Below are 16,001 nucleotides of genomic sequence, written 5' to 3' on the forward strand. Positions count from 1 at the left end.
GCATCGCAGCGTTCGCACGGCGCGGCGCGGCGACGGGAACGCCGCCCGGTCGGGCCGGGGCCTGCCTGGGGGCAGGTCTGGTGCGCCCAGCGGCGAGGCGGAGGGGGCGACGCGATGGCGCCCCGCGAGCGCAGCCGAGCGTGGGGGAGTCGGCGGGTGACGACAACGCCGCGGTTGCGCGTGCCGGCCCCGCATCTGCGGCATGATCCGCCGGCAGGCCCTACGCGGGCAGCGCGCCGCTCTGTTCCGCCTTGCGGTGGCGCGCGCTCAGGCGGGAACCGGACTCGCGGCGCGCGGCGCGGCGCAGGAGGGGCACGGCGAGGAGGAAGCCGAGCACGGCCCAGGCGGTCAGGACGAGCGCGACCGTGGGCAGCTCCCAGGAACCGGCCGCCTCGGCGGTCCGGGCGCTGTCCGGCAGCAGGGCCGAACGCAGGCCCTGCGCCATCCACTTGAGCGGGAAGACCGAGGCCACCTGCTGGACCGGCACGGGCAGCGAGGTCAGCGGGAACACGGTGCCGGAGGTGAACAGCAGCGCCATGGTGGGCAGCATGATCAACGCCAGTGCCTCGCGCGGGTTGGGCAGCACCGCGCCGATGGCCGCGCCCAGCGGGACGACGGCGAGCAGCCCGAGCGTGGTGACCCAGAGCAGCGTCACCCAGCCGCCCGGCCCCTGCGGCAGCGGCCCGTCCACCAGCAGCGCGGCGAGTCCCAGCAGCACGGCCAGGGTGGCGACCGTCGTGACGACCACCAGCAGGGACTTGGCCACCAGGTAGGCCGGGATCCCGCCGGGTGTGGCGCGCAGCCGCAGCAGGGCACCCTCCTCCCGTTCGGTCACCAGCATCTGCGGGAGATTGATCAGCCCGATCTGGAACATCAGGTAGGCGGCGAAGCCCGCGAGCACCAGGTGGGCCATCGGCGTCCGGGTCCCGGGCACGTCGTCGCCGACGTATCCGGCGACGACCAGCGCCACCACCACGTTGCTGAGGTGGCCGGACATCTCCTTGGGGTTGCGCAGGAGGTGGCGCAGCTCGATGCCGCCGCGCAGGAAACCGGCCCGCCAAGGGGCGCGGACGGTGCGGCGCGGGCCCTCCCGCTCCAGCTGTGTCTCCGTCATGCGGCCCGTGCCTCGCTCTCCGCGATCCCGTCGGCACCGTCCGTACCGTCGGTACCGACATCCGACCGGTGCACCATGTGCAAGTACGTGTCTTCCAGCGTCGGACGCCGGACCTCCAGGTCCGCGATCGGGCCGTCGGCGTCCCGGTGCAGCTCCCACACCAGCCGTGAGGGGTCCTCGGTGCGTTCGCGGCGGGGCGTGCCGTCACCGGCCGTCCAGCGGACCTCGGCCCGCGCGGCGGCCCGGCGGGCCAGCTCCGCGGGGGTGCCGTGGGCCTGGATCCGGCCGCCGACCAGCATGGCGATCCGGTCGGCGAGCCGCTCGGCCTCGACCAGGTCGTGCGTGGTGAGCAGGACGGTGACGCCCTCCTCGCGGGCCAGCCGTTCGACCAGGAGGTGGAACTCGCGGCGGGCCTCCGGGTCGAAGCCCGTGGTCGGCTCGTCCAGGAACAGCAGCTCAGGGCGGCCGACGATGCCGAGCGCCACGTCCAGGCGCCGGCGCTGCCCGCCGGACAGCCGCTCCACCTGCCGCCCGGCCTGCTCGGTGAGGCCGACCAGGTCCAGCAGCTCGGCCGGGTCGCGCGGGTCGGCGTAGTACGTCGCGAAGTGGGTCAGCAGTTCGGCGACCCGCCAGCGGCGGTGGTCGCGCCAGGACTGGAGGACCAGCCCGATCCGCGCCCGCCAGGCGTCGTCGCCCCGCTCCGGGTCGGTGCCCAGCACGCGGACCTCTCCGCCGGAGCGCTGCCGGAAGCCCTCCAGGATCTCGACGGTCGTGGTCTTGCCCGCGCCGTTGGGCCCGAGCAGGGCCAGGACCTCGCCGCGGTGCACGTCCAGGTCGACGCCGTGCAGGATGCCGACGTCGCCGTACGCCATGTTCAGGGCGCGTGCCTGGACCACGGGGGTGGGGCGCCCGGTCATCGTGCGACCTCCGTGGGGTGGTGTGCCCGCGCATCAGCCGTCTCCGGCGGCCCGGCCCCCTCGACGATCGCCCGGAGCGCCGCCACATGCCCCTCGAAGGCGGTGCGCCCCCGGTCCGTCAGCCGCACCTTGGTGCGCCGCTTGCGGCCGGCACCCTCCTTCTGGATCTCCAGGTACTGGGCCTCCTCCAGCGTGTGCAGCTGCTTGGAGAGCGCGGAGTCGCTGAGCGAGAGGCTGTCGCGGACGAACGCGAAGTCCGCCCACTCGGTGGCGGCGAGCAGGGCGACCACCGACAGCCGGGTGGCGGGGTGGATCAGCTCGTCGAAGCCGCTGGGGACGCTCATCGGCCCGCCTCCGCGCCGGTGCCCCGGCGGCGCAGCGTGCCGGTGGCCCAGCGGTTGGCGGGGTTCACGAACAGCACGAAGACGGCCGCCGCCGCGGTCGCCTGGATCATGCTGCCCGCCAAGGGCTCCAAGGGCTCGGCCAACTGCCCGGTCAGTACGGTCGTCCCGCCGACCAGCACCGCGCCTCCGGCGAACGTGGCGAGGGAACGCCAGTCGTAGCGGGAGTGGTGCAGTCGCACCCTGCCGCGGTTGGTGTGCGTCACGACCATCCACGCCAGCAGCGAGAGGTACGCGACGGCCGCGAGCGCGACGCCCCACGGGGGCGGCTCCAGGCCCTGGGCGGCCAGGAAGAGCCACATGAGGGCGGCCGTGCCGTACGTCGTGCGGGGACCGCCGGACGCGGACCGCTCGACCTCGTCGTACACCCGCTCCTGCGGCACCCGGATGCGCTGGAGGTCCTGCCATGCCTGTTCGGCGTTCACCGGTGCGCCCACGCCCACCGCCTCCCCTTCCACGTCCAGCTTTACTTTCCTGCCGGGAAAGTTACTCTTGACTTTCCCGGCAGGCAAGTCGGGCGGACGGAGGGAAGAGGACCATGCAGAAGGATCCGCTCATCGTCGAGGACCTGACGCTGCTGATGTTCGACGACGCCTCGGGCGCCATCGCGGGCGCCGGGACGCTGTACTACACCCAGGGCGGCGCCGTGCTCGTGGAACTGGCGCAGGCCGGGCGGCTGCGCGTCGACCGGCGGGACGTGGGCATGGACGGTGTGCGCGTGCACGCCGTCGCCGGGGCCCCGCTGTCCGACCCGGTGCTCCGCGGGGCCCACGAGAAGGTCTCCGCGCGCACCCGTGGGGTCAACACCCTCCTCATCGAGATCGGAACCGGCCTGCGCGAGACGGTCCTCGACCGGCTCGTCGAGCGCGGGATGGTGCGCTGGGAGCGCAAGAAGGTACTGGGCCTGTTCCCCGCGACGTCCCTGTCAGCGGCCGACACCCGGCACAAGGAGGCCCTGCTGGAACGCGTGCGCGCGGTCCTGGTGGACGAGGAGGAGCCCGACGGGCGCACGGCGGCCCTGATCGGCCTGCTCTCCGCGAGCGGGACCCTGCCGGGCCTGCACCGCGTGATCCCCTGGTCGGGCAAGGTCTACCAGCGGGCCAAGAGGCTGGAGCAGGACAGCTGGGGCGCGGAAGCGGTGAACACGGCCGTGCTGCGGACCCTCGCCGCCGTCACCGCGGGCACCGCGGCGGCCGTCACCACCGACTGAAGCCGGCAGCGGGTATGCGGCACATCACTCCGCGTAGGTGACCACGGTGTCCAGCCCGGCCTGCCGCAGCACCCGGTGGACGGCCGGACGGGCACCCCGGACCGTCAGGCTGACCGGCTCGTGCGCCCGGGTCACCGCCCGCATCAGCGCGTAGGCGGACGCCAGGTCGATGTTCTCCAGACCGCTCATCTCCAGGGTCCAGTCCGAGGGCTCCCGCAGCCGCGGGTCCATGAGCAGTTCCTCCAGGACCTGGAGCGCGTGCGAGTCGAGGGTGCCGGAGAAGGCCAGCACGGCGTGCCGTCCGCCCGCCTCGGCGATCCATACGGGCGCGTTCTGAGTGGAGCGATGAGGGTCGAGGGTCACGACGGCCTCCTGCGCAGTGCGGGCGTGCGTGGCTTCCATTGTCCCCCAGCCGGGCCGAAGCGGACGGTCCGGAATAGACACGGACACGGTGACGCTGTGCCATGAGCGGTACGAGAGTGCGGCGAAGGGCTGGTGGGCACATGACGGCAGGCCGGACGAAACCCGTGGTCAGCACGGTGTACGGGGCCGTGCGCGGCCGGTACGAGAACGGGGTCGCCGTCTTCCGCGGCATCCCCTACGCCGCCCCGCCCTTCGGCCCCCGCCGGTTCCGCCCGCCCGTGGCGCCAGAGCCCTGGGACGGGGTGCGCGACGCCGGCACCTTCGGCCCCACGGCGCCGAAACCGCCGTACTCCGAGGCCTTCGCGCAGTACCTCTCCGACCCGGCGATCCCCGGCGACGACTGCCTCAACCTCAACGTCTGGACGCCCGAGCCCGGCCCCGGCGCCCGGCTGCCGGTCCTGGTCTGGCTGCATGGCGGCGCCCTGACCAGGGGATCCTCCGCGGTGCCCGTCTACAACGGTGCCACCTTCGCGCGGGACGGCGTGGTCTGCGTCTCGGTCAACTACCGACTCGGCGTCGAGGGCTACGGCCTCTTCCCGGACGTCCCCGCCAACGCCGGCCTGCGCGACCAGATCGCCGCCCTGGAGTGGGTGCGGGCGTCCATCGCGGCCTTCGGCGGCGACCCCGACCGCGTCACCGTCGCCGGTCAGTCCGCCGGCGCCATCAGCACCGGCGCCCTGCTCGCCGCGCCCCGGGCCCAGGGGCTGTTCCGCCGCGCGGTGCTCCAGAGCGGCGCGCCCGAGGCCGCCGACCGCGACAAGGTACGGCGCATGGTCCGCCGGATGGCCGCCCGCCTCCGGATACCCGCCACCGCCGAGTCCTTCGCCGCCGCCGACCGCGCCCAGTTGCTGCGCGCCCAGGCCGAGGTGGGCCGGTTCAGCAGCCCCGTCCTCGGCGGACCCGCCTTCGGCATCGTCGTCGACGGCGACGTGATGCCCCGGGACCCGCTGGACGCGCTCGTCGAGGGCGACGCCGCCCGCGACGTCGACCTGATGATGGGCTGGACCCGCGACGAGTACCGGCTCTGGCTGGTCCCCGGCGGCCTCCTCGAACGCGTCGACCGGCTCGGCGCGGTGGCCCTCGCGGGCGCGCGCGCCCGTTGCCACTGCGGCAACGAGGTCGTACGCGGCTACCGCGCGGCGCGCCCCGACGCCGGTGCCGCCGAGACGGTGGGGCAGCTGGTCACCGACCACCTGCTCCGCATCCCGCTGCACCGCGTGGCCGACGCGCGGCCCGGATCCTCTTACGTCTACGAGTTCGCCTGGCCGTCCAGCCTGCCCGACCTCGGCGCCTGCCACGCCCTGGAACTGGGCTTCGTCTTCGACTCCGGCGACCTCCCCGACTCCCGCAAGCTCGCGGGCGAGGGTGCTCCGCAGGAGTTGGCGGATGCGATGCACGGGGCGTGGGTCCGGTTCGCGGAGTCCGGCGACCCGGGCTGGGCGGCCTGGGACGCCACGCATCCCGTCCGGGTGTTCGGCGAGGGCGAGCCCTATGTGGCGTACGGCCCGCGCGACGCGGAGTTCGACCTGTGGAAGACGGACGTCACCATGCGAGGAATGCGGTCCAGGCGCTTGGTGCGACGGTGATGTGCGGGGTGGTGTCGTCGGGGGGCGTTTTGGAGTCGCGGATGTGGATGGCGGTGGGTTCGGTGGCGACCTCTACGCAGTTGCCGCCTTCGTCGCCGCTGTAGCTCGACTTGAACCACCGAAGTGCGGTGCTGCTCATGGCTCCCCCAGGAGACGGTCCAGCAGATCCCTCGTGTCCTCGGGTGTGAGGGCCTGTGACCGCAGCATCGCACACTTCTGAGTGAGGATCGCCACCTCGTCGGGGTCAGCGATCAGTTGGCTGCCACGCTGGTTCTCCGTGTAGGCAAGCCGCTGGTGGTCTGGGGTCTCCAGCAGTACGAACGAGCCGTTCAGGCCCGCGTGGCTTGTGCGGTCCTGAGGAAGGACTTGGAACATGAGGCCCGGCAACTCCGAGCATCGTCGCAGATGTCGAAGTTGCTCGATCCAGATCTCTGGGCCGCCGATCGGCGCCCGTACGACCGGCTCCCATACGACGAAGCACGTGATCGGAGGGACCTTGCGGTGCAGGATGCCCTGTCGATCGATACGTGCAGCCGCAAGGCGGGCGATCGTGTCCTCGTCATAGAACGGCACGCGACTGCGGAACACCGCCCACGCGTACGCCTCCGTCTGGAGCAGACCCGGCAACACCTGGTTCTCGTACGACGAGATCACGATGGCCTCCCGCTCCCTGTCCAGGAACTCCTCCGCCCACAGCGGGACCAGGTCCACCTCGGGCATCTTGCTCAGGGCGATGGACAACGCGCCCTTGGTGTCGAGGAGTTCGTCGAGCTGCTCGGCGAGATCCGGCTTCAGCGGACGTCGGCCCTGCTCGATCGACGCGATCTGCTGCTCGCCGATGACGAAGCGTTCGCCCAGTGACCTCTGGGTGTGGCCGGCGGCCTGCCGGTAGAGAGCGAGCAGCGCCCCCACCATCTTCATCGCGGAGGCGTTCCTCCGTGTCGTCGTCCCCATGAGGTCGAACTCCCCACCCACGCCCGTACGTCCACCATCGCGCGCCCGTACAAACCGGCCGTACGGCCCTGCGCACTGTCTCAGTGTGACCACGGAGCGTGACCCTCGTCACGTGAACACCGAAACTCAACCCCCGTCCCTCCGTGAGCGCTTCTACCGTCGGGAGCGCCGGTCCGTCCCCGCCGCGAGGGCGTTCGCGAGGGAGACCCTTACTGCGTGGGGCGTGCGCGGGCGCGTGGACGACGTGCTGCTGTGCGTCAGCGAACTGGCGACGAACGCCCTGGTGCACGGCGTACCACCCGGCCGCGGCTTCCTGCTGAGGTTGGTGCCCTGCGGAGACGGCGTGCGCGTGGAGGTCCACGACAGCGGGGACGGCGTACCGGCGGTGCCGCAGGCGGAGGTGCGGGAGCCCGGTGAGGGCGGGCGCGGGCTGCTGCTGGTGTCGGAGCTGGCGGACAAGTGGGGCGTGGGGGAGCGGGACCCCGGCAAGGTGGTGTGGTTCGAGGTGGGAGGCGTGTAGGGCGGATCAGGCCGCCCGGTCCCAGTCCTCGCCCGGCAGGTCGTTGTGCTCGTCGCAGGGCGGCCGGCCCGCGGCCTTCTCACGCAGGCGCAAGTTGCCCCAGGCGAGCGCGGCGACCGGGATGAGGTACCAGGGCACGGGCCAGGCGAGGGGCCACCACGCGGCGCCCGGGTGAAAGAGCGCTTCTACGGCGGCGGAGACCATGGCGAGAGCCAGGCTCCAGCACAGCAACAGGCCGGCCCACTCGGGCAGGTAGTCGGAGGCGGCAACCGCCGCCGCGCGGAATGCCGGACCGCTGCGGCCTTTCTCGCCTGCCGTACGGGCCTGCTGCGCCGCCCGCCAGGCGGCCACCTCGGCCGACGGCTCGGCCTCCGCCTGCGAGGCCGGCGCCCTGGTCTTGCCGGCGGGCGTGGCCGGAGCGGCCACCTTCGTCGGCTTCGTCCACGGGAAGGTGACGGACAAGAACAAGGGCACGATCACCGTCGAGCAGCACGACGAGGGCGGCGAGCACAAGGGCTTCAAGCTCACCGAGACCCGCTCCGGCCGCTGGATCGACCTGGTCAAGACGTACCCGAACCAGTGGCAGGCCAAGGACCACACCGGCCGCACCGCCGTCCTCGACCTCGACGGCGCCGGAAACCTGGTCAAGGTGACGGACACCGCGGGCAAGGCCACCACGTACGAGTACGACGGCTCGCGCCGGGTGACGAAGGAGACCACCCCCGAGGGATCGGCCACTCTCTTCACCTACGACGGCCACAACCGCGTCCGCTCCATAAGGTCACCGACCCCCTCGGCCACACCCGCCACGCCACCTACAAGAACCACCTCACCCAGACGGCGATCGACGCCATGGGCACCGGCGCGGACGGCACCGGCGGCAACACCACCACGTACGGCTGGGACGGCCGCAACAACGCCCTCTCCCAGAAACTGCCGCTCGGCGCGACCGCGTCCGTGTCCGCGTACCAGACGGTCGCGGGCACCGCCCTGCCGAACGACTTCACGAGTGCCGACGGCCGCAAGGACTCCTTCAAGTACGACGCCAACGGCAACACGATGTCGGTGACGACGTCGGGCACGGCGGGCGGGGTGAGGGAGTACACGTACAACAAGGCCACCCCCGAGTGCGGCGGCTTCGAGGGCCAGCGCTGCACGGTGGTGCTGGCGCCCTGGCTGGATGCGGGATCGGTGCTGCGACAGGCGCGGCCGGCGGCCTTGTCACCGGCGCAGGTACGTACCTGTGGAACGACCTGACGTGATGCCCGCAGAGTCCGGTCGGAACGGCCATAGCTGATGGAAGGCTGAAGATGGACCTCACACTCATTCTCGCGTGCGGAATCGTCGGAGCCGTCTGCGGAGCGATAGCTGTGATCGTCATCGGCAGAAGAAGGCGCCGACAGTGAGTTGTTGACGCGGCCGCACCAAAGAGGCCTGGCCTTTGGCTACCACAGGCCAGGCCTCAGCCGTACCGCTACGCAGGTTCCTGCCTCGCCTCGGGCACGCTGAACTCCATGGCGATCGTGGGGAAGTCCTACTACTACCTCACCGACGCCACCGGCAACGTCCTCGGCCTCGCCGACAACACCGGCAAACGCACCCACACCTACGCCTACGGTCCGACGGGGCTGCCGCGCACCACACCGACGGAGTCCGTCCCCCAGCCCTACCGCTTTGTCGGCGCCTACGCCGACCCGACCGGCCTCTACAAGATGGGCCACCGCTACTGCGACCCCACCCTGGGCCGCTTCACCCAACCCGACCCCTCCGGCCAGGAGAAGAATCCCTACCTTCGATCGCAGCGGTTAGTGGGCTGATTCTGGCGGTCTTCGCCTTCCAGGCACACCGGAAGACTCGCTCCTGATGTCCGGGCGCCACCCAGGCGTGGAGCGCACCTCGTAGGCGCCCCCGGCGAAGCGGCCGGTGCGGGGCACCACGGAGGTCGGCCGGAGGAGCGCCAGGCCTCGTAGGATCGGCGCATGGTGGCCTTTGTACCGTCGTTCATCTGCTTCTTCCTGTTCTGTGCCGGTGCGGTTCGAGATCGCCGCCGACTGAGCAACGCGGTTCTGCTGGGCCTGTCCGCCGTCTTCGCGGTGCTCGCGCTCCTGCTGCACGTGGCCTCCGAGCGGACCCAGTTGGGCCGCGATCTGGCGGTCGCTCTGCTGACCCTGGCGGGCGTGGGGGTCGTCACGCTGGCGTGGTTCCTCATCGCCAACGGGATCACCATGGTTCGCAAGGAGGGCAGAAGCCCGGCGAACCTGCTGTCCCTGGGGGCGGGCATCGCCCTGATCGCCCTGCTCGCGCTGCTGATCACCGCGCTGGTGCTGCACACGCACACGCTCGTGGTCGTGGCGGCGACGGCGGTGGCGCTCGCCGGCTACGTGGCCTTCCTGTTCCTCTGCTTCCTCGTTTACGGGGGCCTGTACGGACGTCTGCGCATCCGGCGCCGGGCGGACTACGTGGTGGTCCTCGGCTCGGGCCTGAGCGGCGGCACCACCGTGCCCCCGCTGCTGGCCGGTCGCCTCGACCGGGCCCGGAAGGAACACGCCCGGCTGTCCAGGAAGGGCCGGCGCCCGGTCCTGATCACCTCGGGAGGACAGGGGCCCGACGAGAAGCTGCCCGAGTCCCACGCGATGGCCGACTACCTGGTCACCCAGGGTGTCCCCGCCGACCTGATCGAACGCGAGGACCGCTCGACGACCACGGACGAGAACCTGACGTTCAGCAAAGCCCTGATGGAGCGGGCGAATCCGGACTACCGGTGCGTGATCGTCACGAACAACTACCACGTCTTCCGCGCCGCGATCACCGCCCGCCGCACCGGCATCCGGGGCCACGTGATCGGTGCCCCTACAGCCGCGTACTTCTGGCCGAGCGCCATGATCCGCGAGTTCGTGGCCCTCTTGGTCGCCTACCGCCGCACCAACGCCGCACTCTTCCTGCTCGTCCTGCTGAGCGGCCTGTTCATCTGGTGGCTGGGGTGGCCGTCGCCGGGGGCCGTCACGTAGGGCTTCCTTTCCCCACCCTGCTGAGCGGGCGCCCTGTTATCGTGCGCCGATGCCAACGATCAGACAGTTCCAAGTGACCTTCGACTGCGCGGAACCCGCGCGCCTCGCCGCCTTCTGGTGCGAGGTGCTGGGGTACGTCGTGCCGCCGGTCCCGGAGGGCTTTGCCACGTGGGAGGAATACCACCACTCGCTGCCGCCCGAGGAGGAGCTCTACTTCGCGTGCGCTGATCCCTCGGGTGTGGGTCCGCGCCTGCTCTTCCAGCGAGTTCCCGAAGGCAAGGTCGTCAAGAACCGGGTGCATCTCGATGTGCGGGCCGGCACCGGGCTCGTGGGTGACGAGCGCCTGGCCACACTGGAGGCCGAATGCGCACGGCTGATGGCGCTCGGCGCGAAGCACGTGCTCACGCAGCGTGCCGACGGCGTCAACGAGTCCTGCATCACGATGCAGGACATCGAGGGCAACGAGTTCTGCCTCGACTGATATCCGAAGGACGGCGTCTGCACCGGAATCATCCGCCTGGTCTCGCGACGGCCTGCCTCAGGCCTGCTCTTCGGTGGTGTGCGAGTCGGTCAGGGTGAGCGCGCCGCCCGCCGCGATCAGGCCGACGAGCACGGCAAGCACGCCGTAGGTGATGCGCTCGCCGTGGAAGAAGGACTGCACGAGGCCGCTGCCCCAGGTGCCCGCGGGCAGCCGGGTGGTGACGAGTACGGCGATCAGGGTGCCGACGACGGCGGTCCCGACGCTGGTGCCGACCTCCTGGGCGGTGTCGTTGAGCGCGGTGCCGAGCGAGGTGCGGTTGGCGGGCATCGCCTCGACCAGGGCGACGGCGCAGATGGTCATGACCGTGCGCAGCCCGACGGTCATCACGACCATGCAGAGGGCGATGGCGGCGTACCCGTGGTCGACGCCCCAGGCGAGGCCGGCCAGCGCCACGGTCAGACAGGCCGCGCCGACCAGGCAGGCGACGCGGTGGCCGTACTTCTTGGCGAGCCACTCCGAGAGCGGGGTCGCCGCGATCATCGTCACGATGAGCGGCAGGTTCGCCAGGCCGGCCCGCACGGGGCTCCATCCGTAGGCGTACTGGAAGTGCAGGATGAGCCCGAACATCACGCCGGCCATCGCGACGGACGTGCCGGTCTGGGCGAGGGCGGCGCCGCGGACGGTGCCGTTGGAGAAGATCCCGAGGTCCAGCATGGGGGCCTTGCTGCGGCGCTCGTGCCACACGAACGCGATGCCCGCGGCCGCGGCGCCCAGGACCGAGGCGAGCGTGGCGGCGGAGCGCCAACCGTGCTCGACGCCGCTGGTCAGGGCGTAGCAGGCGAGGCCGATGGTGAGCACGCTCAGGGCGGCGCCCGGCAGGTCGAGCCTGTCGTCGGTGAGGTCCTCGCGCCGGTCGGGCGCGACGCCGAGACGCACACCGATGGCCGCGATCAGGGCTATCGGCGCGTTGATCAGCAGAAGCCACTGCCAGCTCACGTGGGCGAGCGCCGTGCCGCCGAGCAGCGGGCCGAGGATGAACCCGGACATGCCGACGACGATCATCAGGGTCATCGCGCGCATCCGCAGCGCCTGGTCGTCGAACAGGCGGAAGACGAGCGAGTTGGTGATGGGGGCCATGGCGGCGGCGGCGATGCCGAGTCCGGCGCGCAGCGCGATCAGTTGCCCGGTGGAGTCGACGGCGATCACGGACAGGCTCATCAGGCCGAAGACGGCGAGGCCGACGAGCAGGACGCGGCGGCGTCCGAGGCGGTCGGCCATGGACCCCGCCGTGAGCAGCAGGCCGCCGAACGTCAGTGAGTAGGCGCCGGTGACCCATTGCAGGGCGGTCGTGCTGCCGCCGAGGTCGCGGCCGATGGTGGGCAGTGCGATCGAGAGCAGTGTGTTGTCGACCATCTCGACGAAGAAGGCCAGGCAGAGCGCGGCCAGCGGGATCCATGCCGCCCGCAGTGACCCGTAGGTACGGGTGGGGACGGGCTCGGTTTCGGTGGTGGTGGCACTCATGACCGGCCTCCTTTCTGCAAGCTGAACGCCGCCAGGAATCGAACGGCGTTCGTTCATAGAACATTGTTCGTTGTGCACCATAGAACCATGTTCGATAGAGAGGCAAGCCGTGCAGGCAAGCTGTGCTTGGATGGATGGATGACACCGCCGCCCGCACGTGCACGCTCCGCCTCCGAGAGGCCCGCCCGCGGGCGCCGACGCGCTTCGCACTCCATGGAGGCCGTCCTCGACGCGGCCGTGGCCCTCCTCGACGAGGCCGGCGGTCCCGCGCTGACGTTTCGCGCCCTCGCCGCCCGGCTCGGCACCGGTGTCGGCACGATCTACTGGTACGTCCAGAACAAGGACGAGCTCCTCGACCGCGCCACCGACCATGCGATCAGTGGGGTCCTGGCCGCCGTGGCGGAGCACCCGGACAGCGACGACCCCATTGCCGACCTCCGCGCGATGGCCGTCGCCCTGTTCGACGCGATCGTGGACCGGCCGTGGCTCTCGGCGTACTTCATGCGCAACACCGACGTGCAGGGCAACTCCCTGCGGCTGTACGAGCGGCTCGGTCAACAGACCCTGCGCCTCGATCTCACGTCGCGGCAGCGGTTCCATGCCGTCTCGGCGATCACGGGCGTCGTCGTCGGCACGGCTGCCGACCTGGGTGCGGAGATCCCGCAGGAGCTACTCGACGGCGAGGTGGACCGCGACGAGTACCTCGGCCGTTTCGCCGAGACGTGGCGGTCGCTCGACGCCGAGGAGTTCCCGTTCGTACGGCACATCGCCGACGAGTTCGCCGGTCACGACGACCGGGACCAGTTCCTCGCCGCGCTGGACCTCACGCTGGCGGGCCTGCGCCTGCAAGCCGGCACCTGACCTCGGCACGACCGCCGGCGTCTTCGCCCCGCCAGGGATCACTGGAGTGAGGTCCCTGTGTTTTTGCCGTCGGTCGAGGGGCAACCGGTAGGCACAGCCTGCGCAGGAGCGCTCGGCTCGCGGTGCAAGACAGCAAGATCCCGCTTGGAGGTCCCACATGCTGAAGGCCATTGCAGACGTTCTGCGATCCGTTGGTGGAGCGATTGCCACGGTCGTCACACTTCCCTTCCGTGCCGTTGCGCGGCTCTTCGGGGGCGCGTCCGCGAGTGCTCACGGACGCCACTGACTTCTTCGCGTGGCGATGTCGACGGGACGGCCCGGCCGATGGGCCTGACCGCCCCATGCTGCGGGGCCGGTCCCGCAGTAGTTCACGTGGCCCGCGCTCATCGTGCTCAGGACGTCGCCCCCGCCCGGTGAACCGGACGGGGGCGATGCGCCGAGGTGGCGGATGGGCCACCGAGTCGAGCAGGACTCAGATGATGCTCACGCCGTAGGCGCCGAGTGCCTCGGTGACCGGCTGGAAGAACGTCGTGCCGCCGGAGGAGCAGTTGCCGCTGCCGCCGGAGGTCAGGCCGAGCGCGGTGCTGCCGGAGAAGAGCGCGCCACCGCTGTCGCCGGGCTCGGCGCAGACGTTGGTCTGGATCAGACCGGAGACGATGCCGTCGGCACCGTAGTTGACGGTGGCGTTGAGGCCGGTGACGCTGCCGCCGTGCAGGCCGGTCGTGCTGCCGCTGCGCTGGACCGACTGGCCCACCGAGGCGTTTCCGGCGCCGGTGATCTCCTGGTAGGAGCCGTTGTAGAGGTAGACACGACCGTCGGCGGCGGCACCGTTGGAGTGCCGGATGATGCCGTAGTCGTTGCCGGGGAAGCTGGACCCGGCGGTGGTGCCGATCGACCACGAGCTGCCGATGTTGGTGCAGTGACCGGCGGTCAGCGCGAACTTGGTGCCCGCGCCGTCCTGCACGTTGAAGCCGAGGGAGCACCGGGCTCCACCCGTCGTGATGGCCTCGCCACCGGCGATGAGCTTGGAGAACTTGCCGGGGGTGCGCTTGATCACGAGAGCGTCGGCGTTCGCACCGGCCTCGCTCCTGATCTCGGCTATCTCGGCCTTGCTGACCGTGCTGTCGACCGTGACGACGACCTTGTCCGACCGGGTGTCGGTGTACCACGCGGTGCCGCCGACGTCGGCGGTGCGCACGGCGTCGTGCGTCTGCTTGAGCTCAGCGGCGCTGAACGTCTGCGGGGCCGGTTGGGCCGACGCCGTGGCGGCGGGAACCGCCAGGGCCGCGGCGGCCGCGAGGCCGGTCGCCATGGCGACGAGTCGTGCGCGTCTCGGAAGGTCGTGGGGGTGGGAGAGTCGCACTGTGAATCCTCCAGGTTGTGGGGAACCGGGGAGAGGGCGCTGGGTGGACGCCCCATGACACACCGTCAGGCACACCCGTACCGTTGGTGTGATCCTGACAAGCGCTCTCCTCATCCTGGGCAGGGCGGCGCGTCTGCGCAAGACCCCCGCAACCCCCCTCCCCACGCGAGCGCTTCCACCGCCGGGGGTGGTGCGGTTCGAGGTGAACGGCAAGAAGGGTGAGTCGGGTGGATGGGGGGCTCCGCCGCGAACATCACGTCCCTTGGGCCAGCCTCTAACCGGCCCTGTCGGCAAGTCGGGTCCTCCGGGCGACTCGACGTCATCCGGGGCGGGTCAAATCCATTTGTAGTTGGTGTCGTCCAGGGCCGGCAGCAGGGACTGGGCGGCGTCGAGCGGCGCGGTGGGAGCGGCCAGTTCGGCGAGCGGGACCGGTGGGAACAGAGCCTTGTTCGCGGCGTCCTTGTAGTGGCTCCAGGTGAGGTGGCCGACGCCGGCGGTGTCGTCATGTTCGACGGTGCGCAATCGGGTCCGCACGGGGGTGGCGATGTGCACGCGGAATACGAGGTGGAGTTTGCGGGGCGGGGTGCTGCCGGGGCGGGTGACCATGGCGTCCTGTACCCAGGTCAGTTGTGGGGCGCTGCTCGTGTCTGCGAGGTCCAGGCCCAGTTCTTCGTCGAGTTCGCGTGCGAGGGCCTGCTGGATGGGTTCGCCGGGTTCGACGTTGCCGCCCGGCAGGGTGTACTGGTCCTGGCCGTTCTTGGTGCGGTGGATGAGGGCGATCTCCTCGCCGTTGAACAGAGCCGCGGCGACGCGGATCTTGATGCGGTCGAACGGTTCGGCGAACGTCATTGACGCGTCAGCCCTTCGGTGAGTGGGGTCGGGTGGCTGCCCTTGGCCAGGCGGCGGCAGCCCTGCCCATGTAGGGCGCCAGCCGCCACGCGCCATACCAAGCTCATCCTGAAACGATCAGTAGGTCTTGACTGATGAGGCCGATCTGGCGGCCTGTTCGATCTTCGCGCGGTAGGCGGCACGGGCTTCCTCGTCGATCCGCTGCTCGTGCTCGGCGCGCACCCCGGTCCGGCCGTCGAGGCCCTCGCGCAGGATGTCGGCGTGGCCGGCATGCCGGATGGTCTCGCCGAGGACATGGACCATGACGGCGAAAAGGTTCGTGTTGGGAGAGGGCTCCCGCCACCACGGCACGTGGCCGGGGGCGTCGAGGGGAAGCTCGCTGATCGTCGCGTCCGAGTGTTCCCACGTGCGCCGGTAGAAGCCGATGATCTGATCGCGGGTCTCGTCCGCGGCCGCCCACTGATCGCCGCCGTCGTGGTCCTGCCACCGGGGCAGCGGTTCCGGGGAGGGGCGGTCGAAGACCTCGCCGAAGTACCTGGCTTCGACGTTGGCCACGTGTTTGACCAGGCCGAGGAGGTTGGTCCCGGTCGCGGTCAAAGGCCGGCGGGCGTCGTACTCGGACAAGCCGTCGAGCTTCCAGAGCAGCGCCTCGCGGTCCCGGCGCAGTCTCCCGTGCAGGCTGTCCTTCGCGAATTCATCGATCATGCGGCACGAGCCTGCCATGGGCTGCTCGTGGCGTGCGTCGGGGTAGATCCATTTCGCCGAGTACGTCACCAAGTTCTCCATGACCGGA

At 71.0% G+C, this 16,001-nt stretch carries 19 protein-coding genes and 2 pseudogenes; 9 read left to right on the forward strand and 12 right to left on the reverse strand.

What is annotated here, in order from left to right; all coding sequences use genetic code 11:
• Positions 1 to 220: 220 nt before the first annotated feature.
• Genes OIE75_RS30950 through OIE75_RS30965 form a run of 4 tightly spaced genes read right to left on the reverse strand, consistent with a single transcriptional unit; the run spans position 221 to position 2,869 of the window.
• Complete coding sequence (locus tag OIE75_RS30950; RefSeq protein WP_307015769.1) at positions 221 to 1,114, reverse strand: ABC transporter permease; 894 nt, start codon at positions 1,112 to 1,114, stop codon at positions 221 to 223.
• Complete coding sequence (locus OIE75_RS30955; RefSeq protein ID WP_329472902.1) at positions 1,111 to 2,031, reverse strand: ABC transporter ATP-binding protein; 921 nt, start codon at positions 2,029 to 2,031, stop codon at positions 1,111 to 1,113. The genes OIE75_RS30950 and OIE75_RS30955 overlap by 4 nt, the downstream gene beginning before the upstream one ends.
• Entirely contained in the window at positions 2,028 to 2,375 is a 348-nt protein-coding gene (locus tag OIE75_RS30960) for a transcriptional regulator (protein WP_307015772.1), read from the reverse strand. The genes OIE75_RS30955 and OIE75_RS30960 overlap by 4 nt, the downstream gene beginning before the upstream one ends.
• Positions 2,372 to 2,869: a hypothetical protein gene (locus OIE75_RS30965; RefSeq protein WP_329472903.1), complete on the reverse strand. Its 498-nt coding sequence runs from the start codon at positions 2,867 to 2,869 to the stop codon at positions 2,372 to 2,374. The genes OIE75_RS30960 and OIE75_RS30965 overlap by 4 nt, the downstream gene beginning before the upstream one ends.
• A 101-nt stretch (positions 2,870 to 2,970) precedes the next feature.
• Between OIE75_RS30965 and OIE75_RS30970 the strand changes: the two genes are divergently transcribed.
• Positions 2,971 to 3,642 carry a GOLPH3/VPS74 family protein gene (locus OIE75_RS30970; protein WP_329472904.1) on the forward strand — a complete coding sequence of 224 codons (672 nt, stop codon included), beginning with the start codon at positions 2,971 to 2,973 and terminating at the stop codon, positions 3,640 to 3,642.
• Between the two features lie 24 nt (positions 3,643 to 3,666).
• Here the strand turns inward: OIE75_RS30970 and OIE75_RS30975 are convergent, their stop codons facing one another.
• Positions 3,667 to 4,005 carry an STAS domain-containing protein gene (locus OIE75_RS30975; protein WP_307015775.1) on the reverse strand — a complete coding sequence of 113 codons (339 nt, stop codon included), beginning with the start codon at positions 4,003 to 4,005 and terminating at the stop codon, positions 3,667 to 3,669.
• A gap of 140 nt (positions 4,006 to 4,145) precedes the next feature.
• Between OIE75_RS30975 and OIE75_RS30980 the strand changes: the two genes are divergently transcribed.
• The gene (locus OIE75_RS30980) at positions 4,146 to 5,651 is read left to right on the forward strand and encodes a carboxylesterase/lipase family protein (RefSeq protein WP_329472905.1); all 1,506 of its coding nucleotides are present in this window, start codon (positions 4,146 to 4,148) and stop codon (positions 5,649 to 5,651) included.
• On the opposite strand, the gene OIE75_RS30985 is transcribed toward OIE75_RS30980, so the two are convergent.
• Both OIE75_RS30985 and OIE75_RS30990 read right to left on the reverse strand, forming a co-directional pair.
• A complete protein-coding gene (locus OIE75_RS30985) occupies positions 5,608 to 5,790 on the reverse strand; it encodes a DUF397 domain-containing protein (protein WP_329472906.1) in 183 nt (60 codons plus the stop codon). The two genes, OIE75_RS30980 and OIE75_RS30985, sit on opposite strands and share 44 nt — an antisense overlap.
• On the reverse strand, positions 5,787 to 6,605 hold the full coding sequence (locus tag OIE75_RS30990) for a helix-turn-helix domain-containing protein (protein WP_329472907.1): 819 nt from the start codon (positions 6,603 to 6,605) through the stop codon (positions 5,787 to 5,789). The genes OIE75_RS30985 and OIE75_RS30990 overlap by 4 nt, the downstream gene beginning before the upstream one ends.
• A gap of 112 nt (positions 6,606 to 6,717) precedes the next feature.
• Between OIE75_RS30990 and OIE75_RS30995 the strand changes: the two genes are divergently transcribed.
• A complete protein-coding gene (locus OIE75_RS30995) occupies positions 6,718 to 7,125 on the forward strand; it encodes an ATP-binding protein (RefSeq protein ID WP_329472908.1) in 408 nt (135 codons plus the stop codon).
• Between the two features lie 6 nt (positions 7,126 to 7,131).
• Here OIE75_RS30995 and OIE75_RS31000 read toward each other — a convergent pair whose 3' ends face one another.
• Entirely contained in the window at positions 7,132 to 7,599 is a 468-nt protein-coding gene (locus tag OIE75_RS31000; protein ID WP_329474172.1) for a hypothetical protein, read from the reverse strand.
• On the opposite strand from OIE75_RS31000, the pseudogene OIE75_RS31005 reads away from it, so the two are divergent.
• The 4 genes and pseudogenes from OIE75_RS31005 to OIE75_RS31020 all read left to right on the forward strand — a co-directional run.
• Positions 7,574 to 8,286: pseudogene (locus tag OIE75_RS31005) on the forward strand (RHS repeat domain-containing protein); the annotation flags it as partial. The gene OIE75_RS31000 and the pseudogene OIE75_RS31005 sit on opposite strands and share 26 nt — an antisense overlap.
• Before the next feature lie 338 nt (positions 8,287 to 8,624).
• A pseudogene (locus tag OIE75_RS31010) lies at positions 8,625 to 8,918 on the forward strand (RHS repeat-associated core domain-containing protein); the annotation flags it as partial.
• A 186-nt stretch (positions 8,919 to 9,104) separates the two neighbouring features.
• Positions 9,105 to 10,133 carry a YdcF family protein gene (locus OIE75_RS31015; RefSeq protein ID WP_307015785.1) on the forward strand — a complete coding sequence of 343 codons (1,029 nt, stop codon included), beginning with the start codon at positions 9,105 to 9,107 and terminating at the stop codon, positions 10,131 to 10,133.
• Between the two features lie 49 nt (positions 10,134 to 10,182).
• Positions 10,183 to 10,614 carry a VOC family protein gene (locus OIE75_RS31020; RefSeq protein WP_307015786.1) on the forward strand — a complete coding sequence of 144 codons (432 nt, stop codon included), beginning with the start codon at positions 10,183 to 10,185 and terminating at the stop codon, positions 10,612 to 10,614.
• Positions 10,615 to 10,671: 57 nt separating this feature from the next.
• On the opposite strand, the gene OIE75_RS31025 is transcribed toward OIE75_RS31020, so the two are convergent.
• On the reverse strand, positions 10,672 to 12,135 hold the full coding sequence (locus OIE75_RS31025; RefSeq protein ID WP_329472909.1) for an MFS transporter: 1,464 nt from the start codon (positions 12,133 to 12,135) through the stop codon (positions 10,672 to 10,674).
• A gap of 213 nt (positions 12,136 to 12,348) precedes the next feature.
• On the opposite strand from OIE75_RS31025, the gene OIE75_RS31030 reads away from it, so the two are divergent.
• Both OIE75_RS31030 and OIE75_RS31035 read left to right on the forward strand, forming a co-directional pair.
• A complete protein-coding gene (locus OIE75_RS31030) occupies positions 12,349 to 12,996 on the forward strand; it encodes a TetR/AcrR family transcriptional regulator (protein WP_329474084.1) in 648 nt (215 codons plus the stop codon).
• Positions 12,997 to 13,153: 157 nt separating this feature from the next.
• The gene (locus OIE75_RS31035) at positions 13,154 to 13,282 is read left to right on the forward strand and encodes an LPFR motif small protein (protein WP_260474199.1); all 129 of its coding nucleotides are present in this window, start codon (positions 13,154 to 13,156) and stop codon (positions 13,280 to 13,282) included.
• Between the two features lie 186 nt (positions 13,283 to 13,468).
• On the opposite strand, the gene OIE75_RS31040 is transcribed toward OIE75_RS31035, so the two are convergent.
• The 3 genes from OIE75_RS31040 to OIE75_RS31050 form a co-directional block, all read right to left on the reverse strand.
• Positions 13,469 to 14,359, reverse strand: coding sequence for a S1 family peptidase (locus OIE75_RS31040; RefSeq protein ID WP_329472910.1), 891 nt, complete (start codon positions 14,357 to 14,359; stop codon positions 13,469 to 13,471).
• A gap of 333 nt (positions 14,360 to 14,692) precedes the next feature.
• Positions 14,693 to 15,208, reverse strand: coding sequence for an NUDIX hydrolase (locus OIE75_RS31045; protein ID WP_307015791.1), 516 nt, complete (start codon positions 15,206 to 15,208; stop codon positions 14,693 to 14,695).
• Between the two features lie 117 nt (positions 15,209 to 15,325).
• Entirely contained in the window at positions 15,326 to 15,913 is a 588-nt protein-coding gene (locus OIE75_RS31050) for a DinB family protein (RefSeq protein WP_307015792.1), read from the reverse strand.
• Positions 15,914 to 16,001 lie beyond the last annotated feature (88 nt).

The sequence above is a fragment of the Streptomyces sp. NBC_01723 genome (genome assembly GCF_036246005.1).
Classification (GTDB): Bacteria; Actinomycetota; Actinomycetes; order Streptomycetales; family Streptomycetaceae; genus Streptomyces.